The 26,901-nt window shown below is 46.6% G+C and carries 30 protein-coding genes, 1 tRNA gene and 1 riboswitch; of the genes, 5 read left to right on the top strand and 26 right to left on the bottom strand.

Features of this window, described 5'->3' with window-relative positions:
• Positions 1 to 16 precede the first annotated feature (16 nt).
• Positions 17 to 1,195, bottom strand: coding sequence for an ATP phosphoribosyltransferase regulatory subunit (gene hisZ, locus C8D73_RS08790; protein ID WP_021717494.1), 1,179 nt, complete (start codon positions 1,193 to 1,195; stop codon positions 17 to 19).
• Positions 1,185 to 1,493 (bottom strand): YerC/YecD family TrpR-related protein, encoded by a 309-nt coding sequence (locus C8D73_RS08785; protein WP_021717493.1) that lies wholly within the window; start codon positions 1,491 to 1,493, stop codon positions 1,185 to 1,187. The genes hisZ and C8D73_RS08785 overlap by 11 nt, the downstream gene beginning before the upstream one ends.
• Positions 1,494 to 1,650: 157 nt before the next feature.
• Positions 1,651 to 1,752: riboswitch (SAM riboswitch) on the top strand.
• A 77-nt stretch (positions 1,753 to 1,829) separates the two neighbouring features.
• Here C8D73_RS08785 and C8D73_RS08780 point away from each other — a divergent pair.
• Genes C8D73_RS08780 through C8D73_RS08770 form a run of 3 tightly spaced genes read left to right on the top strand, consistent with a single transcriptional unit; the run spans position 1,830 to position 4,376 of the window.
• Positions 1,830 to 2,867 carry a methionine ABC transporter ATP-binding protein gene (locus C8D73_RS08780; protein WP_113077982.1) on the top strand — a complete coding sequence of 346 codons (1,038 nt, stop codon included), beginning with the start codon at positions 1,830 to 1,832 and terminating at the stop codon, positions 2,865 to 2,867.
• Complete coding sequence (locus C8D73_RS08775) at positions 2,857 to 3,516, top strand: methionine ABC transporter permease (protein ID WP_021717491.1); 660 nt, start codon at positions 2,857 to 2,859, stop codon at positions 3,514 to 3,516. Before C8D73_RS08780 ends, C8D73_RS08775 begins: the two co-directional genes overlap by 11 nt.
• Before the next feature lie 26 nt (positions 3,517 to 3,542).
• Positions 3,543 to 4,376 (top strand): MetQ/NlpA family ABC transporter substrate-binding protein, encoded by an 834-nt coding sequence (locus C8D73_RS08770; RefSeq protein WP_113077946.1) that lies wholly within the window; start codon positions 3,543 to 3,545, stop codon positions 4,374 to 4,376.
• Between the two features lie 79 nt (positions 4,377 to 4,455).
• Here C8D73_RS08770 and C8D73_RS08765 read toward each other — a convergent pair whose 3' ends face one another.
• A complete protein-coding gene (locus C8D73_RS08765) occupies positions 4,456 to 5,352 on the bottom strand; it encodes a LysR family transcriptional regulator (protein WP_170123197.1) in 897 nt (298 codons plus the stop codon).
• Between the two features lie 160 nt (positions 5,353 to 5,512).
• Between C8D73_RS08765 and C8D73_RS08760 the strand changes: the two genes are divergently transcribed.
• Entirely contained in the window at positions 5,513 to 5,950 is a 438-nt protein-coding gene (locus C8D73_RS08760; protein ID WP_021717488.1) for a universal stress protein, read from the top strand.
• Between the two features lie 107 nt (positions 5,951 to 6,057).
• Here the strand turns inward: C8D73_RS08760 and C8D73_RS08755 are convergent, their stop codons facing one another.
• The 4 genes from C8D73_RS08755 to C8D73_RS08740 all read right to left on the bottom strand — a co-directional run bounded on the left by C8D73_RS08755 (position 6,058) and on the right by C8D73_RS08740 (position 9,854).
• Positions 6,058 to 7,275, bottom strand: coding sequence for a Bcr/CflA family efflux MFS transporter (locus C8D73_RS08755; protein WP_113077944.1), 1,218 nt, complete (start codon positions 7,273 to 7,275; stop codon positions 6,058 to 6,060).
• 165 nt (positions 7,276 to 7,440) lie between these two features.
• Positions 7,441 to 7,809, bottom strand: a complete 369-nt coding sequence (locus C8D73_RS08750; RefSeq protein ID WP_113077943.1) for an MGMT family protein — start codon at positions 7,807 to 7,809, stop codon at positions 7,441 to 7,443.
• 26 nt (positions 7,810 to 7,835) lie between these two features.
• Complete coding sequence (locus tag C8D73_RS08745; protein WP_113077942.1) at positions 7,836 to 8,381, bottom strand: methylated-DNA--[protein]-cysteine S-methyltransferase; 546 nt, start codon at positions 8,379 to 8,381, stop codon at positions 7,836 to 7,838.
• Positions 8,382 to 8,393: 12 nt separating this feature from the next.
• Positions 8,394 to 9,854 carry a DNA-3-methyladenine glycosylase 2 family protein gene (locus C8D73_RS08740; RefSeq protein ID WP_113077941.1) on the bottom strand — a complete coding sequence of 487 codons (1,461 nt, stop codon included), beginning with the start codon at positions 9,852 to 9,854 and terminating at the stop codon, positions 8,394 to 8,396.
• 274 nt (positions 9,855 to 10,128) lie between these two features.
• Between C8D73_RS08740 and C8D73_RS08735 the strand changes: the two genes are divergently transcribed.
• On the top strand, positions 10,129 to 10,677 hold the full coding sequence (locus C8D73_RS08735) for a hypothetical protein (protein WP_113077940.1): 549 nt from the start codon (positions 10,129 to 10,131) through the stop codon (positions 10,675 to 10,677).
• A gap of 77 nt (positions 10,678 to 10,754) precedes the next feature.
• Here C8D73_RS08735 and C8D73_RS08730 read toward each other — a convergent pair.
• The 19 genes from C8D73_RS08730 to murI form a co-directional block, all read right to left on the bottom strand.
• Positions 10,755 to 10,830 (bottom strand) — tRNA-Thr (locus C8D73_RS08730).
• A 214-nt stretch (positions 10,831 to 11,044) separates the two neighbouring features.
• Positions 11,045 to 13,756, bottom strand: coding sequence for an autotransporter family protein (locus tag C8D73_RS08725; RefSeq protein WP_113077939.1), 2,712 nt, complete (start codon positions 13,754 to 13,756; stop codon positions 11,045 to 11,047).
• Between the two features lie 430 nt (positions 13,757 to 14,186).
• Positions 14,187 to 14,594, bottom strand: coding sequence for an RrF2 family transcriptional regulator (locus tag C8D73_RS08720; protein WP_021717482.1), 408 nt, complete (start codon positions 14,592 to 14,594; stop codon positions 14,187 to 14,189).
• Between the two features lie 176 nt (positions 14,595 to 14,770).
• Positions 14,771 to 15,124, bottom strand: coding sequence for an Hpt domain-containing protein (locus tag C8D73_RS08715; protein ID WP_046431111.1), 354 nt, complete (start codon positions 15,122 to 15,124; stop codon positions 14,771 to 14,773).
• 88 nt (positions 15,125 to 15,212) lie between these two features.
• Positions 15,213 to 15,587, bottom strand: coding sequence for a helix-turn-helix domain-containing protein (locus C8D73_RS08710; RefSeq protein ID WP_021717480.1), 375 nt, complete (start codon positions 15,585 to 15,587; stop codon positions 15,213 to 15,215).
• Positions 15,588 to 15,804: 217 nt separating this feature from the next.
• Positions 15,805 to 17,082 (bottom strand): nickel-dependent lactate racemase family protein, encoded by a 1,278-nt coding sequence (locus C8D73_RS08705; RefSeq protein WP_021717479.1) that lies wholly within the window; start codon positions 17,080 to 17,082, stop codon positions 15,805 to 15,807.
• Between the two features lie 93 nt (positions 17,083 to 17,175).
• Positions 17,176 to 18,063 (bottom strand): DMT family transporter, encoded by an 888-nt coding sequence (locus C8D73_RS08700; RefSeq protein ID WP_021717478.1) that lies wholly within the window; start codon positions 18,061 to 18,063, stop codon positions 17,176 to 17,178.
• Between the two features lie 109 nt (positions 18,064 to 18,172).
• The gene (locus C8D73_RS08695) at positions 18,173 to 19,927 is read right to left on the bottom strand and encodes a Na(+)/H(+) antiporter subunit D (protein WP_113077938.1); all 1,755 of its coding nucleotides are present in this window, start codon (positions 19,925 to 19,927) and stop codon (positions 18,173 to 18,175) included.
• Positions 19,896 to 20,141, bottom strand: a complete 246-nt coding sequence (locus C8D73_RS08690) for a hypothetical protein (protein WP_021717476.1) — start codon at positions 20,139 to 20,141, stop codon at positions 19,896 to 19,898. Before C8D73_RS08690 ends, C8D73_RS08695 begins: the two co-directional genes overlap by 32 nt.
• Entirely contained in the window at positions 20,141 to 21,646 is a 1,506-nt protein-coding gene (locus tag C8D73_RS08685) for a monovalent cation/H+ antiporter subunit D family protein (protein WP_113077937.1), read from the bottom strand. Before C8D73_RS08685 ends, C8D73_RS08690 begins: the two co-directional genes overlap by 1 nt.
• The gene (locus C8D73_RS08680; RefSeq protein ID WP_021717474.1) at positions 21,643 to 23,133 is read right to left on the bottom strand and encodes a complex I subunit 5 family protein; all 1,491 of its coding nucleotides are present in this window, start codon (positions 23,131 to 23,133) and stop codon (positions 21,643 to 21,645) included. Before C8D73_RS08680 ends, C8D73_RS08685 begins: the two co-directional genes overlap by 4 nt.
• Positions 23,130 to 23,504, bottom strand: coding sequence for a sodium:proton antiporter (locus tag C8D73_RS08675; RefSeq protein WP_021717473.1), 375 nt, complete (start codon positions 23,502 to 23,504; stop codon positions 23,130 to 23,132). The genes C8D73_RS08680 and C8D73_RS08675 overlap by 4 nt, the downstream gene beginning before the upstream one ends.
• Positions 23,488 to 23,937, bottom strand: coding sequence for an MnhB domain-containing protein (locus tag C8D73_RS08670; RefSeq protein WP_021717472.1), 450 nt, complete (start codon positions 23,935 to 23,937; stop codon positions 23,488 to 23,490). Before C8D73_RS08670 ends, C8D73_RS08675 begins: the two co-directional genes overlap by 17 nt.
• Positions 23,934 to 24,239 carry a hydrogen gas-evolving membrane-bound hydrogenase subunit E gene (gene mbhE / locus C8D73_RS08665; protein WP_021717471.1) on the bottom strand — a complete coding sequence of 102 codons (306 nt, stop codon included), beginning with the start codon at positions 24,237 to 24,239 and terminating at the stop codon, positions 23,934 to 23,936. Before mbhE ends, C8D73_RS08670 begins: the two co-directional genes overlap by 4 nt.
• A complete protein-coding gene (locus C8D73_RS08660; RefSeq protein WP_021717470.1) occupies positions 24,239 to 24,481 on the bottom strand; it encodes a Na(+)/H(+) antiporter subunit B in 243 nt (80 codons plus the stop codon). Before C8D73_RS08660 ends, mbhE begins: the two co-directional genes overlap by 1 nt.
• Positions 24,462 to 24,818 (bottom strand): monovalent cation/H(+) antiporter subunit G, encoded by a 357-nt coding sequence (gene mnhG / locus C8D73_RS08655; RefSeq protein ID WP_021717469.1) that lies wholly within the window; start codon positions 24,816 to 24,818, stop codon positions 24,462 to 24,464. Before mnhG ends, C8D73_RS08660 begins: the two co-directional genes overlap by 20 nt.
• Positions 24,815 to 25,078: an MrpF/PhaF family protein gene (locus C8D73_RS08650; RefSeq protein WP_021717468.1), complete on the bottom strand. Its 264-nt coding sequence runs from the start codon at positions 25,076 to 25,078 to the stop codon at positions 24,815 to 24,817. Before C8D73_RS08650 ends, mnhG begins: the two co-directional genes overlap by 4 nt.
• A 3-nt stretch (positions 25,079 to 25,081) precedes the next feature.
• Positions 25,082 to 25,654 carry a Na+/H+ antiporter subunit E gene (locus C8D73_RS08645; protein ID WP_113077936.1) on the bottom strand — a complete coding sequence of 191 codons (573 nt, stop codon included), beginning with the start codon at positions 25,652 to 25,654 and terminating at the stop codon, positions 25,082 to 25,084.
• Positions 25,655 to 26,038: 384 nt separating this feature from the next.
• Positions 26,039 to 26,833, bottom strand: coding sequence for a glutamate racemase (gene murI, locus C8D73_RS08640; protein WP_021717466.1), 795 nt, complete (start codon positions 26,831 to 26,833; stop codon positions 26,039 to 26,041).
• Positions 26,834 to 26,901 lie beyond the last annotated feature (68 nt).

The following is a 26,901-nucleotide window of genomic DNA, read 5'->3' as shown; positions in this document are numbered from 1 at the left end:
TACGGCACTTCCTTTATCAATCTTCGATATACAGCAGCGTATCGCAGGCGTTAGCACGCTGCGCGTCCACTGCTTCGCTCTGGTTAAAAGGCTCGGCAGCCAGCTTCACTGTTTTGCCGCTCCTGCGCAGACGCATACACTGCGCGATCGCCTGTGGCAGACAGCCTGCCTGCCAGGCCACCAGAACATCCCAGCTACTGATATTGTCCAGCTGCCGGCGCCGACTCAGAATCAACATGATCCTGTCTATCCCTATAGCAAATCCTGTTGCCGGGCAGGATCTGCCAAAATTTTCCATCATTGTATCATAACGGCCGCCGCCGATGATCGGGAAACCCATATCCTCAGCGTAGCCTTCAAATAACATTCCAGTATAATAATCAAGGTCGCGCAAAAGCCCCAGATCAAAACGCAGATAACCAGCCGCACCATAGACCTCGGCCAAAGCATAGATTTCGCGCAGATCCTGCACAGCCTTGGAGCTTTTATTGTTCAAACCACAGGCTTCAACCTTATCTAAAAGTTCAAGCCCGCCATGCAGAAACGGCAGCTCTTTAAACAAATCTTTTTGTTCCGGTGACATCCTGCTGCCATCTGCCAACGCTTCCAACCGTACCACATCATGCTCGATCAGGCAGCGTTTCAGCTCCTGCGCCTGCAGTTCAGTGACCTCAGCCGCTTCAATCAGGCCATTTATAAAATCGATCTGGCCAACACTGATCACAAAATCATTTAACCCTGCTGCCTGCAGCGAAGCTACTGCTAAAGCCAGCATCTCGGCATCTGCCGAAGGTCCGGCCGCACCCATCATTTCAACACCGGCCTGATTAAACTCACACTGGCGTCCGGCCTGTGTTTCCTCATAGCGAAATAGATTCGCCAGATAAAAAAGCCGTTTTACCGCCGGTCCCTCATTGAGCCGAGTAGCTACCAAACGCGCCAAAGGAGTCGTCATGTCCGACCGCAGCAATAAAATATTATTACGACGGTCAAAAAATTTAAAACTGCTGTCTGACAGCTGACCTGCTGCGGCAAAAGTATCCAGATATTCAAAAGTCGGCGTGACCACTTCGTCATAGCCCCAGGCTTTAAAGGTAGAGGCAAGCTTATTTTCAATTATCCTTCTGGCGCCGGCTTCACCCGGAAGTACGTCCCTAGTTCCATACGGCACCTGCAAAGCTTTATTATTCAGCATTGTGCTTGTCTTCCTTTTTTAATAATGGCATTATCGAATTATAGCCGTCAGCGCCATAAACCAAACAGCGTTTAACCCGTGAGATCGTCGCCGTACTGGCGCCTGTTTTTTCTACTATCTCTTCATAAATACAGCCTGCATCAAGCATTCTGGCAACCTCCAAACGCTGCGCCATGGATTTCAGTTCGCTGATCGTGCAAATATCCTCAAAAAAGTTGGAACACTGCTCTTCACTTTTTAAGCTAAGAATCGCTTTAAATAATTGATCGGTCAAATGGTCTCTGGTTTTTGCAGCCATGATTGCCTCCTTAAATTTAGCTGGTGCTAGCACCTTTTTTCTTTTATACTTTATCACTTTATCTTGTGAAAGGCAAGGTTTTTTACAAAAATTTTAAAATTTTTATTGACAAGTGCCGATTGTAAGTGTATTATTTTGTTTAACAACTTCAAACGGTATTTCATCAAGAGTAGCCGAGGGACTGGCCCTATGAAGCTACGGCAACCATCACGACGTGAACGGTGCCAAATCCAACGGATGTAAATCCGACAGATGAAGCAGTACGAAACGCTTTCGTTACCCTTCACCTGTGTGAAGGGTTTTTTTACGATTTTAGAAAAGAAAGAGGAACGCTGTATGATCGATTTACGCAATGTGGAAAAAACCTATTACAGCAATGCAGGTGATATCCACGCTTTAAAGAAAACAAATCTGCATATCAACGCCGGAGAAATATTCGGTATCATCGGCCTCAGCGGTGCCGGTAAATCAACCCTGATCCGCTGCATCAATATGCTGGAAGTACCTACCGGCGGTCAGGTCTTTGTGGATGGACAGGAACTGACTGCAATGAACAATCAGGAACTGCGCAAAGCACGCCAAAATATCGGGATGATCTTCCAGCACTTTAATCTGCTGGCCTCCCGCACAGTTTACGATAATATCGCTTTTCCGCTGGAAATACAGGGTATTTCGCAGTCTGAAATCAAAAAGCGGGTGCAGCCGCTGCTGGAGCTGGTACAATTACAGGACCGCGGCGATTATTATCCCAGCCAGCTGTCAGGCGGTCAGAAACAACGTGTCGGTATTGCCCGTGCTCTGGCCAGCGATCCTAAAGTACTGCTGTGTGATGAAGCAACCTCGGCATTGGACCCGCAGACAACAAAATCTATTCTCGACCTGCTCAAAGATATCAATAAACGCCTGAATCTGACTATTGTCATGATCACACATCAGATGGAAGTAGTCAAAGAAGTCTGTGACAGAGTAGCTGTTATCGAAAACGGCGAGATCATTGAAGAAGGTTCCATGATCGATGTTTTCACCGATCCGCAGAAGCCCACTACCAAAGATTTCGTCAAAAGCATCAACAATATCGAACTGCCTGCACTGCTGCAATCTTCTTCAATCAGCGCAGTCTACACCGAAGGCAGCAAACTGATCGTGCGATTATCCTTCATCGGTAACTCAGCCGGCGATCCGATCGTTTCCGGTATGGTCAAAAAATTCGATGTCGATATCAATATCATCTACGGTAATATCGATTCGCTTAAGGATATACCCTTCGGCACCCTGGTCATTGAGATTTCAGGAAGCGCCGCAGGTATCAAAAATGCTCTGCAATATCTGCATGAACAGCAGCTGAAAGTTGAGGTGATCGGTTATGTCTCCTGAAATGTTAGCTCTTTTACTTAAATCCTTTTGGGAAACCTGCTATATGGTGCTGGCTTCCACAATACTCGCCACACTTATCGGCGTACCGCTCGGCGTGATCTTAACCGTCACCCGTAAAAACCATATCCTGCCCAACGCTCCTGTAAACAGCGTTTTAGGCGCTATTGTCAACGCTACCCGCTCAACTCCCTTCATTATATTAATGGTAGCGATCATTCCTCTGACCCGCCTTTTAGTAGGCTCTTCGATAGGTACTACCGCTTCCATCGTACCTTTGACTATTTCAGCCGCACCCTTTATTGCCCGCATCATCGAATCTTCGCTGCTGGAAATCGACCACGGCGTTATCGAAGCGGCTCAGGCCATGGGCGCCAGCCCCATGCAGATTATCCGCAAGGTCCTTTTGCCGGAAGCACTGCATTCCATCGTTTTAGGTATCACCCTCGCTGTTATCGCTTTGATCGGTTATTCCGCCATGGCTGGTACATTAGGCGGCGGCGGCTTAGGCGATCTGGCGATCCGTTACGGCTATCAGCGTTTCCAAATGGACGTTATGCTGATCACTGTCGTCGTACTTATCGTTATGGTCCAATCTATCCAGTCACTCGGCGACTACTTTTCCAAAAAGCTTAATAAAAACAAACTATAAAATCATCTTATAAAGGGGAAATTATCATGAAAAAATTAGCTAAAATACTGACCGCGGCAGCTTTATGCGTAGCTGCCCTGACCACCTTCGGCTGCGGCGACGATAAAAAAGAAGCAGCAAAAGCTCCTGCCGGCGATGCGCCTATCAAAATCGCAGTTACTGCAGGCCCTCATGCTGAAATTATGGACAATGTCAAAAAACTTGCTGAAAAACAAGGTCTGAAAATCGAAGTAGTTGAATTCAACGACTATGTAACTCCTAATGTAGCACTGTTCCAAGGCGAGGTTTTTGCCAACAGCATGCAGCACCGCCCTTATTTAGATGCCACTCTGCAAAAAGAGCCTAAATTTGACCTGGTAGAAGTTTTCAAAACCGTTAACTTCCCGATGGCCGCTTACTCCAAAACTTTGAAAAAAGGCGACGCCATTCCTGACGGCGCCACAATCGGTATTCCTAACGATCCATCCAACGGCGGCCGTGCGATTTTAGTTCTTGCCAATGCCGGGCTGATCAAAGTCAAAGATATCAAAAACGTTACTACCACCGTTGCCGATATCACCGAAAATCCACATAACTTCAAATTCCTGGAACTGGATGCAGCTACCATTCCCCGCAGCCTGCCCGACGTTACCTTTGCTGTAATCAATGCCAACTACGCTATTCCAGCAGGCCTGAACCCTACCAAAGATTCCATCATTCTGGAATCTGCTGACAATCCGTTTGTCAACATCTTCGTAACCAAGAAAACCAATGAAAACGATCCCCGGATCGCTAAACTGAAAGAAATTTACCAATCAGCTGATAATGAAAAATTCATTATGGAACACTTCCAGGGCACCATTTTACCGGCCTGGAAATAATTAAAAACTAAGCCCCCGGAATCTTAAAAATTCCGGGGGCTTTTTATTTATATTTTCTCTGATCTACAGTCAACAGCACTCAGCAGAACTTTTTGCACTGTTCAAAATACTGCGGTATAAAGCTGATAAAATTACGTGTTGTCGGCGAGTGATAATACTTGCGCCCCCATACCACTGCCGCCGTAGTCGTCAGTTCCGGGTCGTCCATACGGACACAGGCCAGCCCTTCATGCCTGGCGATTGCTTCTGCTGATTCTGGGATAACGGCCAGTCCTAACCCGGCTTTCGCCCAGGCAATCAGATAATTACTGTCATCGCTGAGACAGAAAAAATATGCCTGGATGCCATTTTTAGCAGCAGACTGTTCCAACAGTTCCTTATAACGGCGGTGGCATAAAAGCGGCAGCCCCTGCAGCCTGCTTACAGGCAGTTCAAAAGTCCCCTCCAGCTGCGGAAAAAACGCCGCATCATAGACTAATGCCAAGCGTTCAGTTGGCAGCTTATAGCTTGCAAAATAATCCTCGTCCACAGGCAAATGAACGATAGCAGTTTCAATGACCCCCTTTTCCAGCAGTTCGATCACCCGTAAACTTTCGCCGATCAACAACCGATAGGTTATTTTGGGATACAACTCTTTAAAAGCGGCAATCATCTGCGGTAATACCATCAGGCTCATCGAAGGGACAACTCCCAGTGATAAAATACCCTCCTGTCCCAGCTCACTGCTGGATAATTCACATACAGTCCGATCCGTTAGATTTAAGATTTCTTCTGCCCGATGCAGCAGCATATGACCGGTTTCTGTCAGATGCAGACGCCGGCCTGATCTGTCGAACAGCACCACGCCCAGTTCCTGCTCAAGCTGTTTGATTTGTCTGCTTAAAGGCGGCTGCGCGATATGCAGCGCTTTGGCAGCCTCTGTAACATTGCCCAGCCTCGCTACCATTACGAAATACCGCATTTGCTGCAAATTCATAAGTATTCCTCCATTCATACTTTTTAGGTATTATAATTTCAAAAATAAGTATTTTAAGTATGATTTTATTGTTGTTATAATAATATTAAAGAAAAGAAGAACAGTCAAGTAAAGAACAGTCAAGTAAAGAGCAGGATGCAAAATTCAGGGAGGGATTTATATGAAAGAGAAAATTTTAATCGCTATCGACAGTTCTGATTCGTCCAGTAAAGTGCTTGCTTATGGTATCAATCTGGCCGGTAAGCTTGACGCAGAAGTAAAAGTAGTCCACGTAATCGAACCTTACAGCAAACGATCGACCATTTTGAACCAGTTAAACCCCGCTATGGTCAAACAAACCAATGAATTATATGAACTGGCCGGTCAGGAATTAATGGAAGCAGCAAAAAAACAGACAGCTGCCGCCAAAGTTCCCGTTCATTATGAAACTTTAGTTGGCAACGCCGCGCAGCAAATCCTGACCGCCGCCAAAAAATCCGAAGCTAGCATGATCCTCATCGGCAGCCGCGGCATGAACGCTGTTGCAGAATTTATCCTCGGCAGCGTCAGCTCCAAAGTTGCCATGTATGCGGAAATACCGGTCTTGATCGTTAAATAGTGGATTGCTTGGGCATCTTTCCCCTATAGGCAGCGACTGAAATTTTCGCTGCAAAGCAAAATACCTGCCGTTGATTAACGGCAGGTATTTTTTATTTTGACTGATTTTTATAAACCTTCTACCCTGATTTTAAAATGCAGCAGAGCCAGCCAGCCCGCAATTGCCAAGGTGACGCAAACAGCGGTAATGATCCCCAGCCCTTCAATAAAATTGCTCCAGTTCAATGCACCCAGCATCATACCCAAGCTGCCAAAAACAGTATTCACCGCATTGATCAGCGACGAGGCAGAGCCGATATCCGTCTTCTGCTGATCCAATAATATGGCCGTACTGAAAGGCCTGGCAGCGCTTTCCATGATCGTGACCGGTAAAAAGGCTATTAAAAACCACCACGGTGAAATACTCCCTACTGTCAGCAGCGCTGCCGCTGCTACTACAGTAAAAATAAAACAGCCATAGGTAAATTGACGCGGCGATACGATCCCGATCAACTTCATATATAAAAACGGACCGACAACGGCAAAAAATGAGTTAGCAGCAAAAAAATAACTGTAGACCTGCTCACTAAGCCCAAAATACTGTACATAAACATAGGAAGATACTGCCACGTAAGCCATATAAGGTGCTGCCAGCAGTGAAAATACAGTCAGTACACCAGTAAAACCAACATTTTTACCGACAACTGCCAATCTGCCGAAGGTACTCCAAAAGCTGCCCTTATAACGTTCGCTTTCCGACAGCGTTTCTTCAAAAAAGAAGCTGGCGGCCAGATTAACAGCACCGGTGGCGATCAGGACCCCGAAGGTACCGCGCCAGCTGACAAACTGCAGCAGAAATGCGCCGATAACAGGGGCGACCATCGGCGCAATAACGGCCATAGCCTGCACCAGCGCCAAAACACGATTTTTAGTGGTGCCATAAAAAGCATCTTTAACAACCGCCATCGACACAGCAACCATGCCGCCTGCACCCAAAGCCTGCACGATTCTGTACGCTATCAGACTGTAAATACTGCCGGCAAAGGCGCACAGACCACTTGCCAGCGTATACAGAACTATTCCCAGCAGTAAAATCTTCCGGCGTCCGTATTTATCACTTACCGGCCCAAACAGCAGAATCCCCACTGCGAAAAAGAAGAAAAAACTGACCAGCGTCAAATTGACCATCAAAGGTGTCGCAGCAAATTCTGTACCTATCGTCGGCAGTGCCGGCAGATATAAATCTATCGACAACGGTACAAACATATTCATCACAGCGATCAGTACGATCAAACCCTTTGCGCCTAAATATTTCTGCTGGATTTTTGAAGCGTTTTCCGTAAGCATTATTTTTCCTCCTTTAATCTAATAAAAAAACCGGATAAGAGAATATCTCTTATCCGGCAGTACTGCCCTCCGAGGTGTTTCCGTAAAAACAAGGTTATTTTAGCATCTGTTTAAATATTTGTCAACATTTTCACTGCAGAGCATTTTGAAATATCGACCGGCCTGTCAGCTCATATCAAAAATATTAAATTGTTCATATTTGCCCCATAAATGCAGCGTCATATCTATTCGCCCGTCGGCAAGGAAGGTTACGCCCTCCGCTTCCAGCAAAGCACGTTGTTTTTCCTGCCCGCCGAAAGCATAGTCAGGTGCCAGAGCCCCGGTACGGTTCACGACCCTGTGACAGGGCAAATTCCGTCCAGAAGGAGCGCAGCTCATGATGTGCCCTACCTCACGCCCAGCCAGCGTATCACCGACCTGCGCCGCTATCTGTCCGTAGGTAGCCACTTTACCGCGAGGTATCCGGGCGACTGCCTCATACACCTGCTCAGCAAATGCCGCATCCACTATCCTTTCGCCGTTATACGTAATCATAATTTCCCTCCGATTTTATTAGTATATTACAATGCCGTACCTTTTTGGGGGATAAAAAATCCAGACATATCTACGCCTTCCAGCTCCAGCAGTTTTATTTTTTTTTCAATACCGCCAGCATACCCAGTAAGACTGCCGTTTGCACCAACGACCCGGTGGCAGGGAATAATAATAGAAATGGGATTATGTCCAACAGCACCGCCGACAGCCTGGCTTGACATCCGTTCCTTCTGCAGCTTCACTGCCATTTTTTTAGCAATACTGCCGTAAGTTATTACCTCTCCATAAGGGATCGTACATAAAATTTCCCAAACGCCCTGACGAAACGCATTGCCTTGTGGTGCCAGCGGCAGCTCTGCCACATCAGGCTTCTGCCCGGAAAAATATCTGTCCAGCCACTTTTTTGCAATATCGAAAAGCGGCACAGCATCCTTTTCAATCAAAGCTTCCTTCAGCGTACCCTGATAATACTTTTGCCCTTCCAGCCATAAGCCGACAAGATTTTTACCGCAAGCGTCACACGCAAGCGTAATTTTTCCCAGGGGCGATAAATAAGTCGTAGAGTAGTACATATAGGGCCTCCTCTATAATGTATTCCATAAATTAACCGTAGCATAACTGCGCCAGGGACGCCAGGCTTCCGACAGTACCTGCAGTTCTTTAGGCGTATGATCCGGCAGCGCCTTTTTTATTCCTGCATCCGTTGGCAGAAAAGCATCGGGCCAGCCCATTGCCCGCATGGCTATATACTGCGCCGTCCAACTGCCGATACCGCGAATAGCCTGCAGCTTTTGCATTTCTTCCTCCGGATTGCCGCAAAATCCAAAATCATTTTTTTCGTCTGCCAATACCCGTGCCAGTTGATAAATCGTATTCGCACGCGCAGAGATAATACCTAATTTTCCCAAATGCTCACTAATATTTTCTCCCAGTGCAAGTATCGCCGCAGGCGCAGGAAAGCTGTGCGTAAGACCTTCAATACCTGTCTGGACCTGAGTTCCATACACAGCGACGAGCCTTGCCGCTAAAGTACTTGCAGCTTTTACAGTGATCTGCTGACCCAGTACAGCCCGCACCGACATTTCAAAAACATTGAAGCAGCCGGGCAGTCTGGTTCCTAAAACACACAAACCGGGCTGCAGAGTATTCATCACCTGCAGCGTTTCATATACTGCCTTAGGCTCACAATATAAATCAAATAAATTCTTGATGCGGGCCAATACCTCAGGAAGCACCGGCAGAAGACTTTCGCTGACCGTAACGCTCAAAGTATTTTCAGCCGGTCTGTGCCCGACCCGCACCCAGCCGCAGAACTGCTGGCCTTCCGCATTTTGCAGCTTTACCGTACGCAGATATTCATCATTATTTACAACTTCTATTCCTGTTATTGCCCGTCCTGCCAAAAACTTTAATATTTTATCCCAGGCATAAGGAGGGCGGTAACCAAGAGCCAAGGTGATCTCACCGTTATGGCTTTTTGCTTCTGCCTGTCTTTTCCGCAAAGCTGTGGGCACAAGCTGATAATGTTTTTTAAATAAATCGTTAAAACGGCGCAGACTGCCAAATCCTGCCGCCATTGCAACTTCCAGCACTGAAAGATCGGTGTCGGTAAGCAGATTTTTGGCAAGCAGCAAGCGGCAGGTCTGTAAATATTGGACAGGGGAAACGTGGTATTCCGCAGTAAATACGCGCCGCAAATGTCTGTCCGTACAACCAAGCCGTTCTGCTATTTCCCGCAGGCTCTGGCCGCTGCCGCAATTCCTTTCCAACATTCGCGCAGCCCGGTAAACTAAATCAGCCGTAGCATCAGTAACAGAGGTCCCGGGAGCAAGTTCCGGCCTGCACAAAAGGCAGGGCCTGTAGCCGGCCTGTTCCGCAGCGGCGGCCGTCCTGAAAAAAGTGCAGTTTTCCGCTTTGGGCTGTCTGGCTTTGCAAACCGGACGGCAATAGATTCCCGTAGACGATATGCCAACGAAAAAACGTCCGTCAAAACGGGCATCTTTGGCTTTAAAAGCCGCGTACAATCCCTTGATATTTTCCTGCATCACCGTTTGCCTCCTTACTTGAAATCGCTTTAATTATATCATAACATTTCTATAATTCCCGCCATTTTCGGACATGCTTTTATTAAAATAATTATCAGAACCACCTCGATCGCAACACGCACGAGCAAATATTCCTGTCAAGCATTTTCTTTTATATTGTTTATTTCATTGCGTAAGTATATAATAATAGCGGTATTGATTTTTGAACAGATTACTGAACGTACTCCATTCACTTGAAAGAACCTAAAACATTACTACAAAAGGGAGGTAATTTATGCCAAAAATGTTCCTTGTTCTTATGATACTTTTACTGACGAACAATATTTGTAATGCCGCGATCTATAAAAATATCGAAAATGATTTTCTGATCGATATCGGCGATAACTGGAACCTTTCAGACAAGAGCACCCAGGAAGGCGGTATGGTGCTGATATTTACGGCTTCAGACGATAAAAAAAGCACTGTAAGGGTAGGCGTTTCTCCGGTTATAGACGAAAAGGAAAACGCAACTTTGAGAAATATGCCTAAAGAATTATTAAATGAATATTTTGACGCATTTATCGGGATGACCAAACAGGCATCAAGTAAATATAATATCACTTTCGCCGACTGTAAAAATATAGGCCCTCATTATGTACTTCTTGTGAACGCCTCTTTGCCTATGGAAATATACAAAAAAGATAAGCAGCTTCCTTTTGTAAAATCAAATGCCTTCATTGTTTTTAAGAAAAAAATATATTTATTTATGATGGATTCCTGGGATACGGAAGAAACACATCTGCAGCAACTCACAACAATAATCAAATCGCTGCAGCCTCTATGATTGCACCAGAAAATATATTATAAAAAAATAAGCTCAAGATTTTTCATAGTTTTGAAAAATCTTGAGCTATCTTTTTTTGGAGCTACTGACAGGATTTGAACCTGCGACCCTCTCATTACGAATGAGATGCTCTACCAGCTGAGCTACAGTAGCGGTTCAGAGCATAATAAGCTCTGCCATATAGTATAACGCAACCCGGCAAGTGCTGTCAATATACCCTGTTTGCAACAGCTCATTTTCTCAGCAGGATTTTAATTACTGCCCGTCGATAAACAAACCTCCGTTCCATAAAAATGGAACGGAGGCTGGGGATATTCTCAAGCAAGCTGGAGGGTTGCAACACCTTGCCGAAAATCAAAGCAACTATTTAGAAACTCCATCTGGCGCCGACATTCCACTGCCAGTCTTTTTTATAATCACTGCCGGCACTGCGCTCGACATCAACATAGAAGTAATTGTTTTTACCAGTCTGCACTGCTGCGCCTAAGCCATATTCAAACCAGGTATCATCAAAATTACGATCCAGTCTTGCTTTTGTACCGCTGGCATCAACCATTGAGGCATTATAGCCGCTGCCAAATTCATGCATCAGATTAGCTTTCAAGTATATATTAGTTTTTTCATTGATATCTTTACCAATATTGAAACCAATACGTCCCACAAAACTGTCGATTCCATCCTGATCTACCCTGATGCCATTGCTTGTGGTGTAGTCAGTTCCGCGCAGCCTGCCAAAAGTGAGCTGGGCCTGCGGTTCGATATACCAATTATTTTTCAGATTGTTTTTGCGCCCATATTCCGCGCTTATCGATAATCCATTTTGGTCATAGTCGCCGGTGATCTTATTGCCGGAGGTATCAAAAACCTTAAAATCATTATCGAGCTGACTGTATTTCAACACTAAATCAAGGTAATGGCCCTTAGCACCGATCTGCGTGCCGTAAATATTTAAAGCTTTAACTTTATTCTCGCCGCTACCGCTGCTGTAACTGCTGTCGCCATCCAAATAGCTGAAGGAAATACCAGCATAACGCGTATACGCCGGCGTTGACTTCAATTTTTGGTCATAGCCAAGCTCATACTGTGTGTATTTATTCTCAAATTCAAACTGGTCACTGCGGCTCAGCTTACCGCCTTTGACCCTTACCCAGACGCCCTCTTCCTCTCTACCATGCTGGCGCAGATCTCCCAGCCGCTGCAGCAGCTGATCATGGTCGCGCCAGGTATGATAAGCCAGTGCTCCCGAAGCAGCGATAGCCTCTACACTGGTTGTCGGCAGGTTAAGATTTGTAATGCCTTTCAAATACCAGTCTGTCGTATAACCGGAAGCAGCACTGTCTTTTTGTCCCAGCTCATAACGCTGCCAGTACAAAGTGCCTTCCTGATCATCAGCCGTAAAAGTACCGCTGCCGTTGACACTGGCTAAAACAGTATTTTCTGCCGCCTGGCCTATTCCCGGATCACTGTCGAGTCCATTTATCTCCTTCAGTGACAGTGTCTGGCTTCCGCTGAAATCACCTGTGACATAAATTTTATCACTGGCATCAACCTGGGAACCATCAATATCCATAATGATCGTCCCACCGTTACCTGTCAGCGTTTCCACAGACAGCGTACTGAAAGCCTTATTATCGCCAGTCATATCGATCACAGACTGTTCATTCTGCAAACTGTTGAGCTGTGAATTGCCAGTCAAAGTCCACAGCGAGTTTTTAGCCATAGTTAAGGTGCTCTGTGAATCATTGCCGCTGTCGAGCACAGCCTTTCCCTCAAACCGCGAACCTTCTGCCAGATCTAATGTAAGAATGCCGCCGTCCGCAGCCCTGATATCGCCGACAATATTATAAACACCACTGCCGGTAATAGTACTGACGGCAGCTGTATCACTATCTTTACCTTCCGCACTGAAAGCATAAGCATCTTTTGTTGAATCCACAGTAACAGCAGCGTCCTGTAAAATTACCGTGCCGCCGGCAAGCGCCGTTACGCCATGAGACTCACTGCCAACTGTCGTTATGACCGCGTCTTTTTTTAATTCGATCAGAGTGCCGTCATAACGGGCGTCTACACCATGTGACTGATCCCCCAGAGTTTTGATTTCTGCCCCTTCATCAATAGTGATTTTGCCGCCGGCAGCAGTAAAATCATATACTTTAGTAATATTGCCGCCGCGGACAGCCGAAGCCTTATCGCCCTGAGTACTGATCTCGGCATCTTTGCCAACATAAAGCGTGGAATCGGCATGGATACCATAGACAGCAAAGGACTCGTCCCCTTCCGTCCAGATAGTTGCCTTATCGCCTACACTTATCTGTCCGGAGCTCCCCTGTTTAGTACCAACACCGTTAAAACCAGTATATGATAAATAGCCCGCCTGAACGGCATTTGCGCCATAACCTTTCCCTTTGGCATAAATCGTACTGTCGTCGCCGATTGTAATATTACTTTGGCCTTGGCTCGCATTGCCATCCATCGATAATACCGCAATGCTGTTGACATCATAGCCTCTGATATTATCGTGCCCTATCGTAACACCGTTGCCGATTTCAATCTTACCGCCGCTGGAGGAAGCAAGCGCTGCCCCTGTAGCACCATAACTGTTGCCGGTAACTGTACTGCCATCGCCTATTTGGAGCAGAGAATCTTTACCCGTAACGTACACAGCAGAATTAGCTGATGAATTTAAAATACTGCCGGCACCTAAAATAACTGTCGCCTTTTGACCATAGCTGCTTGAGTCTACACGTACCGCAGAAGATTTAGCCTCAACGATCGTTTTACCAAGCTTAATACTACAATCGCCGCTGCCTGCAACGCCCCCTGTAGCATAAGTCTGGATTTGGATACCATAGCCGTCGCTGGTAACGGTGACATTATCGCCAACAATCGTACCGCCATCTTTATACCCGACAAAAATACCTGTTGTATTAGAACCGGTATTTATTACAGAATCAGCTGTCATCGTGTAGGTACTGCCGTCTGTAATCCTTACGGGACTTACATCTGCGGCCTGCGCTAAAAGCGGCATATTTATTATCGCCAGTGTGACCGCCATTCTTAAAGCTTTCTTGTTATCCATTTTTATCTCCCCTTTGATTTTTTATATAAACTTATAGTGATAAGTTTATGTTTTGGCCAGTTTATCGCTTCCTTTCACTTATCCGCTATATTGTTTATCTGTTTGTTAATATTTTTCCTTAATATTTTATTAATATATTGTATTGCTATTTTTATTCTTATTCTTTAATTTACATTATACTATCATATTTGTCCCCCCCGCAAGACATTTTTGTTGTAATTGCATACGCTTGTCTGAAAGTCTTGCAACTGGTACCAATCTGACTTTAACCAAGCTCAAAAATAAAGCGCCGTTTTTCAACGGCGCATAAAAAAAGCTACCCGTTTTGCTTAAAAAAACAAAACGGGTAACCGGGGAGTTATTCAAACGGAATATTTTATACTCCGCCTAAATATCCATATTCAGTTATAAGTTTCTTTAACAACAAATTTCAATTTGCGTCTGCCAGCAACCTTTTAATCGTCATTTTCTTTAAACTTTTTTCCAGTTCTTCCTGCAGCTTGCAGTAAAACCCGCGGACCGGACAATTTTCAGTAGCATAACGGCTGCAGAATTTATCCTCTTCCAGACAACGGTTAACCCTCATTGTCGGTTCCATGATATTGAGGATATCCAATAAAGTGATATCATCTATTTTCTGTGCCAGCGAAAAGCCGCCCTGCGCTCCTACCAGTCTTTCAATGATTCCAGCCTCTACCAGCTTATGAGTTATTTTCAGTACATAATTTTTCGGAATCCCCATCGCGGCTCCGATTTCTTTTGATGTAGTGATCTCTTTTTTGATTGCCAAATACAAAACTATTCTTATGGCATAGTCAGTAGTAACGTTCAGCTGCATACTTTCCCTCCGCAAATGCCCCTTTAAATTATCAATAACAATTATTTTTAGCGGTTTCCTATTTTTCAATACTCTTGTTGCTTTATTATACTTTATCAAATGTTACTTGGCAATAGCTTTAATTAAAAATCCTTAAAACATAAAAAAAGACCCGGAATAAATTCCGGGTCTGGCATTTAAATTTTTTTAATCGCCTCTACGACTTTAGAATAATTTGCTTCAGCCTGAGCGAACAGCCCGTCCAAATCTTCATACTGATCATTACGGCAGTCCTGACACATTCTGGAAAAAATCTCATATAGTTTAATAAGACCAAGATTTCCACTGACGCCTTTCAGCGTATGCGCTACAGGCAGTACCTCATTATAATGTTTATCAGCGATGAGTGTACGCAGTTTATTCATATTTTCGTCGTCAACAAATTTTCTCAGAAACTTTATCATCAGCATTTCATTATTCATAAAACGTCTTAAAGTTTCTTCGACATTAACGCCGGCACCTTCTAATTCTGTTTGAACAAATTTATCCATAACTTCCGTCCACCTTTTCACTACAGCTTTTACTGATATTTATATTATAACATAAAGGTTTTGGAAATGCAGGTTTAAAAAGCTTTGCTCAGATTTTATTTTTCGGTTTGCGGCCTCTGGTTTTTTTCACTCCGTCCAAACTGTTTTTCTTAACAACCTTGGCCAGTTCAGTAATCAGATGCAGCTCATGGGCGTCGCAGCCCTGCAATAATTCTGCCAGCTCATTTTGGAAAATCTTCTCGCTGCGGTGAATATTATCACAGAGGAGCTCGTCTACGGAAACATCCAGAACATTAGCCAGATGAATAATCGTAGGCAGGCCTAATTTAGTATTTCCTGTTTCAATATTACTGATATGCGGTGTAGACAGACCGGTCACTTCTGCGATATAGCCTTGGGTAACGCCTTTACGCGCACGGGCAGCTTTGATTCTGACCCCAATAGCTTTGTAATCAATGTTCATTTCTTCACAACTCCTTTTAATTTAATCTGCATTTACGAAATTGCAGATACAGCAGGCAATAGTTTTTTTAATATCTAAGAATACATTCGCAGAATTTATTATAACTTAAACCTCAGGCTAAAGCAATACTTTCTTGCATAAAAATATTTGTAATCGTTTTTAAATATAGGCATAAGTTATAAAAACACAAATTAAATTGATATTTAAACTATTGTCTTTAAGCTGGAAGAAGTGGTACCGTTAAGCTGCCTTCAGGCATCAGAATAATATTATAGTCATTGCCAATTACTTTTTCGGCTTCAGCCAGAGCTTCTTCCACGGTAGGCACTGCTTCGAACAGCATATCATGCGCCAGCTCTTTGTCCAGTGACGAAACTAAAATAAACTTTGCTTTTTTGGTAAGACGTGTTACCGCGAAAGCTTTATTGGCACCGATCTCAAAATGTTTTTCCAAGTCGGCTTTGATAGCGTCTGCCGTTCCCAAACGTTTGCAGGTTTCTTCCAGCACCTTCGAACCGCTGCCTTCTTCACATTCGCCGATAATGATCACTACCCCGCCTTCGCGCACAGCACACCAGGCATTATCCATTGTTTTCTGCAGCTGATATACATTGATATCCTTGGGATAACCGCCGCAGCTGGCGATAACCAGATCTGCCGCCTGCGGGATCTCGACACCGTAGACCTGATCGACGAATTTGCAGGCTTCCTGATGTGCTTTTACATAATCACCGGCAAAAATCTTTAAAAATTCATGCTGAGCATTCAGGATCGCATTAAAAAGAAATACGGAATGGTTTTTGGCAAACATGGCCACACCTTCCATTTGGTCTTCATAAACAGGATTGCCGACAGTTTTACCCAGACCTGCATTAGGATCCAGCATAAAGCTGTGGTTGACACGTACGGTTTCCATAGCTGCAACACCCGGCAGAATGGCTTTCCGTCCGCCGCCGTAACCACTGAAATAATGATGTACGATCGTTCCAGTCATAATAACGTGATCTACATGACAGATATGCTTATTGAGCCAGACCGGCGTACCGCGGGAGGTATCACCGAAATACTCAAAATCCTCACTGACCTTGGCATCACTGTTATACATTTTTAAACGCCCTGCCACCTCTGCACCGACGGCTTCGACCATTTCTTCATGAGTCATATTACGATGCGTGCCTAAGGCAAAAACGATATGCATATCCTCGTCCTTGATACCCAGCTTATTCATTTCGTTGACCAGAATGGGCATAAAGACAAAACTGTTGGCCACACGTGTCGGATCATTGCAGATAAAGGCAATCTTCTGTCCCGGTTTGACCAGTTCGTTGATTGGCGCACTGCCGATAGGATGATAGACGGCATCTAAAATCGCCGCTTTGACATCCTCCAGCAATGGCATTTTGGCCACTGTGACCTCTTTGATAACACGGTCGGACTCCAGAGAAAACTCTTTACTGCCATGACCATATTTATAGGAATAATGACTTATGCTCATACAATCAACTCCTTTATTTTTGTTAACTCTATTGTACCATAGACTATGACAAATAAAAAAGGACGGAAAGCTCCGTCCATGTATTTTTTTAATTTATTTTTTAGGCAGTGACAATAAAACCACGGTTAAAATAATGCAGGTCATCCCGACCAGATCCTCCAGCGTCAGAGGCGTTTTCAGCCACAGTACTACGGCAATGATCGAAGCTAAAGGTTCGGCACAGGAAATAAGACTGGCTTTAGTAGCGCCTACTACTTTTAAGCCCACTAAAAAAACACTGTAGCTCAGTACCGTAGCCCCCAGGATCAGATAGACCATAGCAGCGACTGCCGCACCATCCCAATGGCCGCTGGGCTCAAAAGGATTGATGAAGATACAGAGAAATCCGCCTGATAAAAATTGTCCCCAGCCAATGATCAAAGTCGTCGAATATTTTTGCAGCAGCCGAAACGGCATAACTGTATAAAACGCCAGGGAAATAGCAGAAATTATCCCAATGGTCAGCGCCGCCGGCGACAATACCACCGAATCCAGGCTGCCGTGAGTAGCGATCAGAAAAACTCCGGCCAGAGCAAAAAAAATACCGACGAACTCACGCCCTTCCGGCAGGCAGCGGTTTTTCCAGGACATCCACAGCATGACAAAGATCGGCGCCGTATATTGCAGTACTGTAGCAGTAGCCGCATTGCACAGTGAGATCGTGTAATAAAAACCAAACTGTGCCCCTAACAATCCCAGAAAAGAAAATGCCAGCAGATCTTTACGATCTTCTTTATCCTGCAGCACTGCCCAGATATTCTCGCCGCGGCACAGCAGATAGCCTAAAAAGACCACGCCGGCAATGATCTGTCTTACCGCGATGAGCCAGGGAGCGCCTACATCATAAAATTGAAATAAAAACTGGCCGGCAACGCCGCCCAGCCCCCAGGCTGCTGCTGCCAGCAGAATGAATATCACGCCCAGGCGAAATGAAAGCTGCATAAACTGCACTCCTTTAAATATCAATAGCTTTCATTGTACGCCAGCAGCGGGATTTAGTCAATAAAAAACCGTACCGGCTTTAAATACTGGTACGGTTCGTTATTTTTTATTAAATGATCGCCATAAAATAACACAGAGAACAGAATAATATTGTTAATGTTATCATGATCGGATCGGCGATCGAAGTGCGGTAATTTTCCGGATTATATTTGGGACTGTTGCGCAAAGGCTTGGCATCCAAAAATTCCATTGGGTTATGACTCAGCTCCATGGATTTTTCATATAATACCTCCCAGGTATTGCCAAGCGCCCGGCTTACTGCACAGCACAGATAAGACAGCCCGGTCACGATGCCCGCAAAAGGCTTCCGGTAAAACCAGTCCGTATCCAGTGATAAAGCTGTATGCGGCGCCATTTTTGGCAGATACATCATAAACGGCAGCATCGCCATTCCCAGCATTTCTATAGACTGGGTAATATGGTCGACCGTAAAGGGATGGTATGGTTCCATCGTAAAGGGCAGATACCTGTACAAAAGTTCGGGATAAACGCCGTATAACACGCACAGAGTCGCGCCGATACCCATGGCTACATACATATTCTTCGGAACTTCACGTTTGATGACCACGCCGTTGTCAGGCGCCAGGAAGATGAAGTAGATCATCTTGAGGGCGATGGATAAAAACGTACCGACACCAGCCAGCTGCAGCAGCAGCTCAACAGAACCGTAATGGGCAGCAGCGGCGGCGCTGATCGTGATGGATTTACTGATGAAGCCGTTGAACAGCGGCACACCGGAAATCGAAAGGGCAGCGATCACAAAGCACCAGAACGTAAACGGCATCTTTTTAGCAAGACCGCCCAGCTGGTTGATTTTGCGGATACCAGTCGCATAAATGATCGCGCCGGCACACATAAAGAGCAGTGATTTATAAAGGATATGGCTGAAAGCATGCGCTGTTGCGCCGTTCAGCGCCATAGCCGTTCCCAATCCTACGCCGGCGACCATAAAGCCGACCTGGCTGACGATGTGGTAAGAAAGCAGACGCCGCATATCATTTTCCATGATCGCATAGCAGGCTCCGTATAAAGCCATCAGCACACCGAACCAGATCAGGAAGTCAGTGCCTGCAAAAATACGGATCAGACAATAAACAGCGACTTTAGTAGTGAACGAACTCAGAAAAACGCTGCCGGTGACCGTACCTTCGGGGTAAGCGTCAACCAGCCAGGCGTGCAGCGGCACTACGGCCGCATTGATGGAAATTCCGAGACAGATCAGCCAGAAGGCAGTATCCCATGGTCCCTGTGCCAGCGGCATAACTAAATAATCTCCGGCGCTGACCTTTAAGAAAATACCGGCCAGCAGCAGATTGCCGCCGAACATATGCACTAATAAATACCGATAACCAGCCTGCCGCGAAGCAGGAGTTTTTTTACACCAGATAAGAAACAGCGAAGTAGCCGCCATCAGCTCCGAAAAGAAGATCAGAGTCAGCCAGTCCTGGGCTAAAGTTACGCCCAGCGCGCTGCCGGCATAAGTCATCGAACAGAAGGCTTCCATCCTGTTACTGTTATGGCAGGCATAGATACCGCCGATAGCCGCCATCATACAGAAAATCAGGGCGAAGATCCAGCTGAGCGCGTCTACATGGAGATAATGCAGCGTGATCCCGTTGATAAAGGGCAGCGTCGCATTCGTGCCCGGCGCCAGCGTCAGCACCGCGCCTAATCCCAAAAGCGGACCTGCCGCAAGCACCGGCCGGCGCAGACTTTTAGGAACAAACAATGCTATCAATCCGACAGCGATCAGGATAAAACCGGGGTGCAGATTACTCATCGTCATCGTCACCTCCGTCATCATAATAATCTTCCGGACGCTGCAGCAGCGGCGTCATAACTATTTTAGCTACAAAAATCAACAGCCAGCAGCCTGCAAAACCAAACAGCAGATTAAAACCCGGGGTAGTGTTCCACCATTCGTGATAATGAGGATGAGCGAAGAAAAACTCCAGGACAGCGGCAAGCACCGCTACTATAAGAACCAGCTTATACAAAGCAGTTTTTGTCAGCTTCATCACCAGCCACCTCCAGTCCAGCCCTGGCAGATACTATCTGCTGCCTGCGAAGCCATTGCGTAGAAATTCGGGGATATTTCCGGCATCACGCCTAAAACAAGCGCCAGAATCGTTGTGAAACAGATCGGCAGCAGCATTCTGTAGCTGATCTCACCATAAGTACGGAATTGTTCCTGCGGGTCCCTTTTAAAATACGCCATTTGACAGACCGGCATCAAATAAGTAAGCGCCAGCATCGCGCTTGCGATCAGTACTGCAACATATAAGGGCTTGCCGGACTGCAAAGCGCCCAGCGCCAGGTTCCACTTACTGATAAAGCCGACCAGAAACGGCATACCGGCAATACCCAGCGAGGCGATCGTAAAGCAGCACATCGTGATCGGCATCTTTTTGCCGATACCGTACATCTCACTGATATTACTGCGGTGCGTCCTGACAATAATAACACCGGCACACATAAAGAGCGTGATCTTCATGACCGCATGGGCCACCAGATGCAGATACGCGCCTTTGATACTGAGCGGCGACAGCAGCGCCGCGCCTAAAACGATATAAGAAAGCTGCCCGATCGTCGAAAAGGCCAGCCGCCGTTTCAGATTATCCTGCTGAATAGCGATCAGCGAGGAAATGATGATACTGCCGGCCGCAAACCAGGCCAGGATATCAGCAGTCCCAATATCCGCCAAAAGCTTAGGCCCGAAAACGAAGCCGATGATACGCAGGACAGCGAAAACACCGGTCTTAACAACTGCCACCGCATGCAGCAGAGCGCTGACAGGCGTCGGGGCGATCATCGCTGCCGGCAGCCAGCCATGCAGCGGCATGACAGCTGCTTTTACCGACCCAGCCAGGATCATGATCAGGAAGATGAGCTGCAGCTGCCAGGTAGGCGCCATATCCGTTGTCAAAAAGCCGCCTGCCTTGAAATCCATCGTACCGGAAATGCAGTAAACTGCCACCAGTCCGGCCAAAAACAGCTGCCCGGAAATCAAAGTGTAGATCAGATATTTACGGCTGGCCAGCAGAGCTTCTTCGTTGCGCTTATGCAAGACCAGCGGATAACTGGCGATCGTCAGCAGCTCGTAAAAGAAGAAGAAGGTCAGCAGATTAGAAGCCATAGCAATGCCCATAACCGAGCTCATACAGATAGCAAAAGCGGCAAAATAGCCTGTTTGCTCATGTTCATTGTTACAGCGCATATAACCAATGGAATAGAAGTTGATCGGTATCCATAAAAGCGCAGCCAGACAGGCAAAGAGAATACCGGCGCTGTCGGCACGCAGGGTAAAGCCGATCGTATCAGTGATCTGGAACAGGGTCCATTCATAGGTCACACCCGCCAGAACGCCCGGTACCATAGATATGATCAAGCCGAATTTAATAAATGAAGCAATAACGCTCCAGCTTTCGCGGACATTAGGATATCTGCGGCTGAAAGAGATCAGCACCGCCGCGAGGAAGGAAACGCCTACTGCCAGGAAGGGTCTGCAATCCATTATCGTCATCTCAGAAACACCTCCGGCAGTCCAGATTTGAGAATATCGTCAACAATATCCACGCTGTAGAAGCCCAGGACTAAAATCCCGATACCGGCACACAAAATCGGGATCGCCATCTCAGGCGGCAGGCCCAGCTTGCCTTCATGCCTGTTGATTTCTGTCAGCGATGCCTCGTGCTGAACAAACATCTGCTCAAGAATACGGAAGAAATAAACGGCGTTCAGCAAGCTGCTGATAACAAGAATAACGATATAGAAATACTGCCCGCCCTGATAAGCTCCCAGCATCAGATACCATTTACTGAAAAAGCCTGCCGTCGGCGGGATACCGACCATCGACAAAGCCGCTAACGTAACGGTGATCGTGCTTAAAGTCATTTTTTTATTCAGACCGCCTAAACGGTACAGATTGATTTCGCCGAAACGGTACTGGATACCGCCGATAACAAGAAACAACGCGCTTTTCATAAAAGCGTGGTTGATGATATGCAGTACGGCGCCGATAAAACCATACATATTGCCGATCGCCAGACCGATAGCAATGTAACCGATCTGCGCCACACTGGAATAAGCCAGCATCCGGCGGAAGTCGTACTGGGCCAGCGCCATGATCGAACCGATCAGCACGCCGCCGATGCCAAGAATGCCTAAAACTGTTAAGGCAGTGCTGATGATCGGATTATTGACACCGAAAATATAAAAGAAGAAACGAATGATTGCGTAGGCAGGAACCTTGCTCATCACGCCGGCAATAAAGGCCGCCGAACCGGGATGGGCAAAGTTGTAAGCGTCCGGCTGCCAGCCGTGCAGCGGGAACAGTGCCATTTTAATACCGAAACCGATAAACAGACATGCAACCGCTAAAGCGAACGGCGGCGAACTGAGATAAGGCATGATCCTTTCGCCCAGATCTGCCATATTCAAAGTACCGGTCATCGCATACAGATAAGCAACAGAAATCAGATACAGGGAAGCGCCGATCGTACCGATCAGCATATAACGAAAAGCTGCCAGCATGGATTTTTTACCGCCCATGGCGATGAGCCCGTAACCGGACAGGGACATGACCTCTAAATAAACGTACAGATTGAACATATCACCGGTGATGACCATACCGCACAGGCCCACCGTCAAAAGTCCGTACAAAGTATAATAACCGCCGATATGCAGCCAGTCTTCCTTGCGCATAAAGGGCTTGCTGTACACAGCAACCATCAGCGAAATGAAGGTTATCAAAACCGCCATCACCGCGCTCAGCGGATCGATCACAAACTCAATGCCCAAAGGCGGTTCCCAGTTGCCCATCCAGTAGTGGATCGCTTCGCCGCTGGTCAGAGTTTGATGCAGTACCTGCAGCGAGCAGGCCAGCGAACCGGCGATCGAGCCGATGACCAGCCAGGAACCGAGATTCTTATTGAACTTGCTGAATAAGAGGCAGAGCAGAGCCGCCGTCAGAGGCAGCAGCACGATCAGTACAGGACAATGCTGGATCATTTGCTGGCCCTCCTTATAACCTCTACTTCTTCAACGGAGCCGTAAACTTCTTTGATCCGCATCAGCAAAGCAATGGCCACACCCGTTGTACCCAGACTGACGACGATCGCCGTCAGCATCAGACAGTGGGGCAGCGGATTGATATAGGAAGCGGCATCCGGTACATTTGGGTCAAAAATAGGAATCATACCGCCTTCTTTCTGCGCCAGGCACAGATAAAAGAAAATTACAGCCACCTGCATGACATTCATTGCCATCAGCTTTTTCATATAATTTTTACTCAGAACCATACCATATACACCCAGAAAGAATAAGATCATGACCAGTGTATAGATCCCCTTGGTCTGCAAAAACTCATTTAGCGCTCCCATTTTCGTCCCCCCTTTCCACAACAGCATCCAGAATATTGATGATCGTCATCATAACGCAGATCGTTACCCCGATCTCAATAAACAAAATCCCCAAAGCATGTAATTCGTTGGTATGTTCTGCTTTAAACGGCAGATAACTGTAATCCAGGAAATTGCCGCCGTTAAGCATTGCCAGCCAGCCGGTAGCCGCATAGATGAAGGTCCCGACGCCGGCCAGGACCAGCGAATTTTTTACCGAGATATTGAACGAAGCGTGATCGCCCATGATCAGCCTGGATAAAACCACGCCGATCGACAGCAATGCTCCCGCCTGGAAGCCGCCGCCGGGTCCGGCCTCGCCGAAAATTAAAACATAGACGCCGTAGATCAAAGTAAAAGGTACGATAATCCGGAACGCCGTATCAAGGACTATGCCGCCGAAAGGTTTTTTCATGCGTCTTCATCCTCCTTTTCCGGTCTGCGGCCCATCGTGCTGCTGCTCAGCAGCATTACTACTGTCAGGCCGGCCAGAAACATCACCGTAGTTTCCCACATCGTATCAAAGCCTCTATAGTCGGCCAGAAGCCCGGTAACGATATTGGGCGACCCGGTATCCTGCACGCTGCGCTCGATGTAAACAGGCGTAACATGCTGGTTCGGCGCTGAATTGACATCACCGATAAACGGCAGATATGTCACAAAGGAACAGAACATCCCCGTAATTACTGCCAGTAAAACCGTTACTAAACCGCGCATTATTTACACCACCTGTCTATTTTCTTCAGCGAGGCTACGAAATAGATCGTTGAGATCGTGCCGATAACGGCCTCTGTAAAGGCTACGTCAGGCGCGCCCATCATCAGATACAGCAGTACGGCACAGAAACTGAAAGCGCTGTAAATAACTGCCGCACACAAAATATCTTTACAGAAAATGACGCTGATCGTCGTTACAATAAGAAACACCAATAATATCGCTTCAATGAGGTAGATCTGCATGATTCTTCTCCTCCTTTGCATCCTCTTCCAGGGTCCAGACATGATGCCCCGATTTATAAGCTGCTTTACTGAGGATGTGGGTACCGATCGGATTGCCCAGAAAAATCAACAGGAAAATCATGATCATTTTCAATGAAGTGAGCGTGAGCCCCTCATAAATGACCAGACCCATGAACGACAGCATGACCCCCAGCGTCTCGCTGTTGCCGGAAGCATGCAGCCGGCAGTAAAAATCGGGCAGGCGCAGCATACCAATAGCAGAAGCCAGCAGAAAAAATGCTCCGCCGGCTAAAAAAAGTCCGGCAATAAATTCACGCAAAGTGATATCCGCTATCATACGTCCTTACCTCCCAGATATTTCGCTATGATCACTGAACCGACAAAACCGATCAGTGCGTAAGACATTGCAATATCCACATACATTTCCGGACGTCCGTCCAGATAACCGAACAGAATGATCAACAGGATTGTATCGGCACCGGTAACGCCCAGGCCATTCATACGGTCATATACTGTCGGGCCCTGATAAATACGCTGCAGCATCATACCAATGACACAAACGACTGCAACCATGATTGCAACAATAATTATATGCATGCGTTACTCTCCCTTCAGTACCGTAAAATCAAATTCTTCTCCGAAAAGCTCTGCTACTTTCCGCGGCATAGCTCCGGCCAACAGTCCTTCCGCCGCGCCTTCCGTCAAAGCATGTACTTCATAGATCCCCTCAGATGTGACATTCATCGTTACTGTTCCTGGCGTCAGCGTAATGGAATTTGCCAGCAGCACCTTCGCCATCGGGTTATCCGACCTGAACACGAAACGGATCACCTTCGGGTCGATCCTGAGCTCCGGCCGTACCGTCGCTTTGACAACATCGATATTCGCCAGCACCAGCTCTTTCAAAAGCCACATACTGTAGCATAAAAATGCAATCGGCGAAACACCAAGTGCAAAATATTTTTTGGTGCCGTCGGCATTGGGCAAAAGCAGCAGCGGATAACAGATCCAGGCAACCACCGCGCTGGTGATAAGTCCGTACACGACAAATTTAACTGCAAAATCTCCTGACAGCGCCAGCCAGAAAACAAACATCAGTATCCCCAGGGAAAATAAATGCGTCAGCGGAGACCCCACTATCGTCCGATCTTTTAAAATACTCTCTTTCTCCACAGCAACCACCCTTCTTTTCACAGCAAACTTATTTCAAGCAATACAAATACCGCTTCCACGTCTTTGTGAAACCGGTAGGCAAAGTCTCTATACAATTCTGCATAGATAGCGACAGTTTCAAGACGGGTCGAAATGTCCCGATGTCGTTTTTTGCTTCGTCCTCAGCCCTTCGTACGGCTGATTAGGTTGCAAAGCATCGGAAACAGAACCTCCTGAGACACTGGTCTGCTAATTAGTTTTACAGCATCCCTGGCAAAAGCAAAATCTTGCCCTTATTCTATGTTTTTATTTTTATTTTATATTAGACAAAAATCGCAGAATTCCTGCTATTTTTCAGCAAATTTGCTCAAATAGCAGGAATTTTTTCTAATTGCGACGAATCGCTTATAATTTTATTTCTTTAAAAAGGCATTTCCCCTGCGGCAGCACTCTGCCGGCGATCCGCGCGCCGCGTTCCACATCGGCGGTAAAGCAGACCTCCAAAGTACCTGCTCCTTCAGAGCGCAGAAGCCCCTCTGCAGCCAGAACCGTCTTCGTATCCTGCGCGGTAGCGTCCGCCGGGTCGATCACAGTCACCTCACTGCCAAACTCGCTTTCGATCTCTTTTTGAATAAAAGGATAATGCGTACAGGACAAAATCAGCGTATCGATGCCGGCCGCCTTCAGCGGCGCCGCATATTCGGCAACAGCAGCCCTGACCTCGGCGCTGTCAAACTGCTCGCCTTCGATCAGCGGCACAAACTTCGGGCAGGCCTGAGGATAGACATCCGCACCGTCATCAGCTGCCAGGATCGCGGCCTTATGCGCACCGCTGTTGATCGTAAATTCAGTGGCAAACACACCGATCTTTTTCCTGCTGCTGGCGGCAAGCACCAGCTGCGCGCCTTTCGACATCCCCACGATCTCAAAAGCATGGCTGCCTTTAAGTGTGTCCACACCCAGAACAGTCAGCGTGTTGCAGGCAATAACTACCAGCTTCACCCCGCGGCCGTCAAGATAATCAATGATCTCACCTACAAACCGGCGTACTTCGGCTTCACTGCGGGGTCCGTACGGCGTACGCGCCGTATCGCCCACATAAATAAAATCCTCCTGCGGCAGCGCCGCCTGCAGACATTTTAAGACCGACAAACCGCCGACGCCTGAATCCAAAACTCCGATAGGTGCATTTTTCTGCATAATTATCCCTCCAACCCCGTTGTTTCCACGCATAAAATTTCACTGAGCTTTATTTATATTATATGCTT

This window comes from Phascolarctobacterium faecium DSM 14760, from assembly GCF_003269275.1.
In the GTDB taxonomy this organism is placed as follows: Bacteria; Bacillota; Negativicutes; order Acidaminococcales; family Acidaminococcaceae; genus Phascolarctobacterium; species Phascolarctobacterium faecium.
Note: the sequence above shows the minus strand (reverse complement) of the source record. Positions and strands in the feature narration are given on the sequence as shown.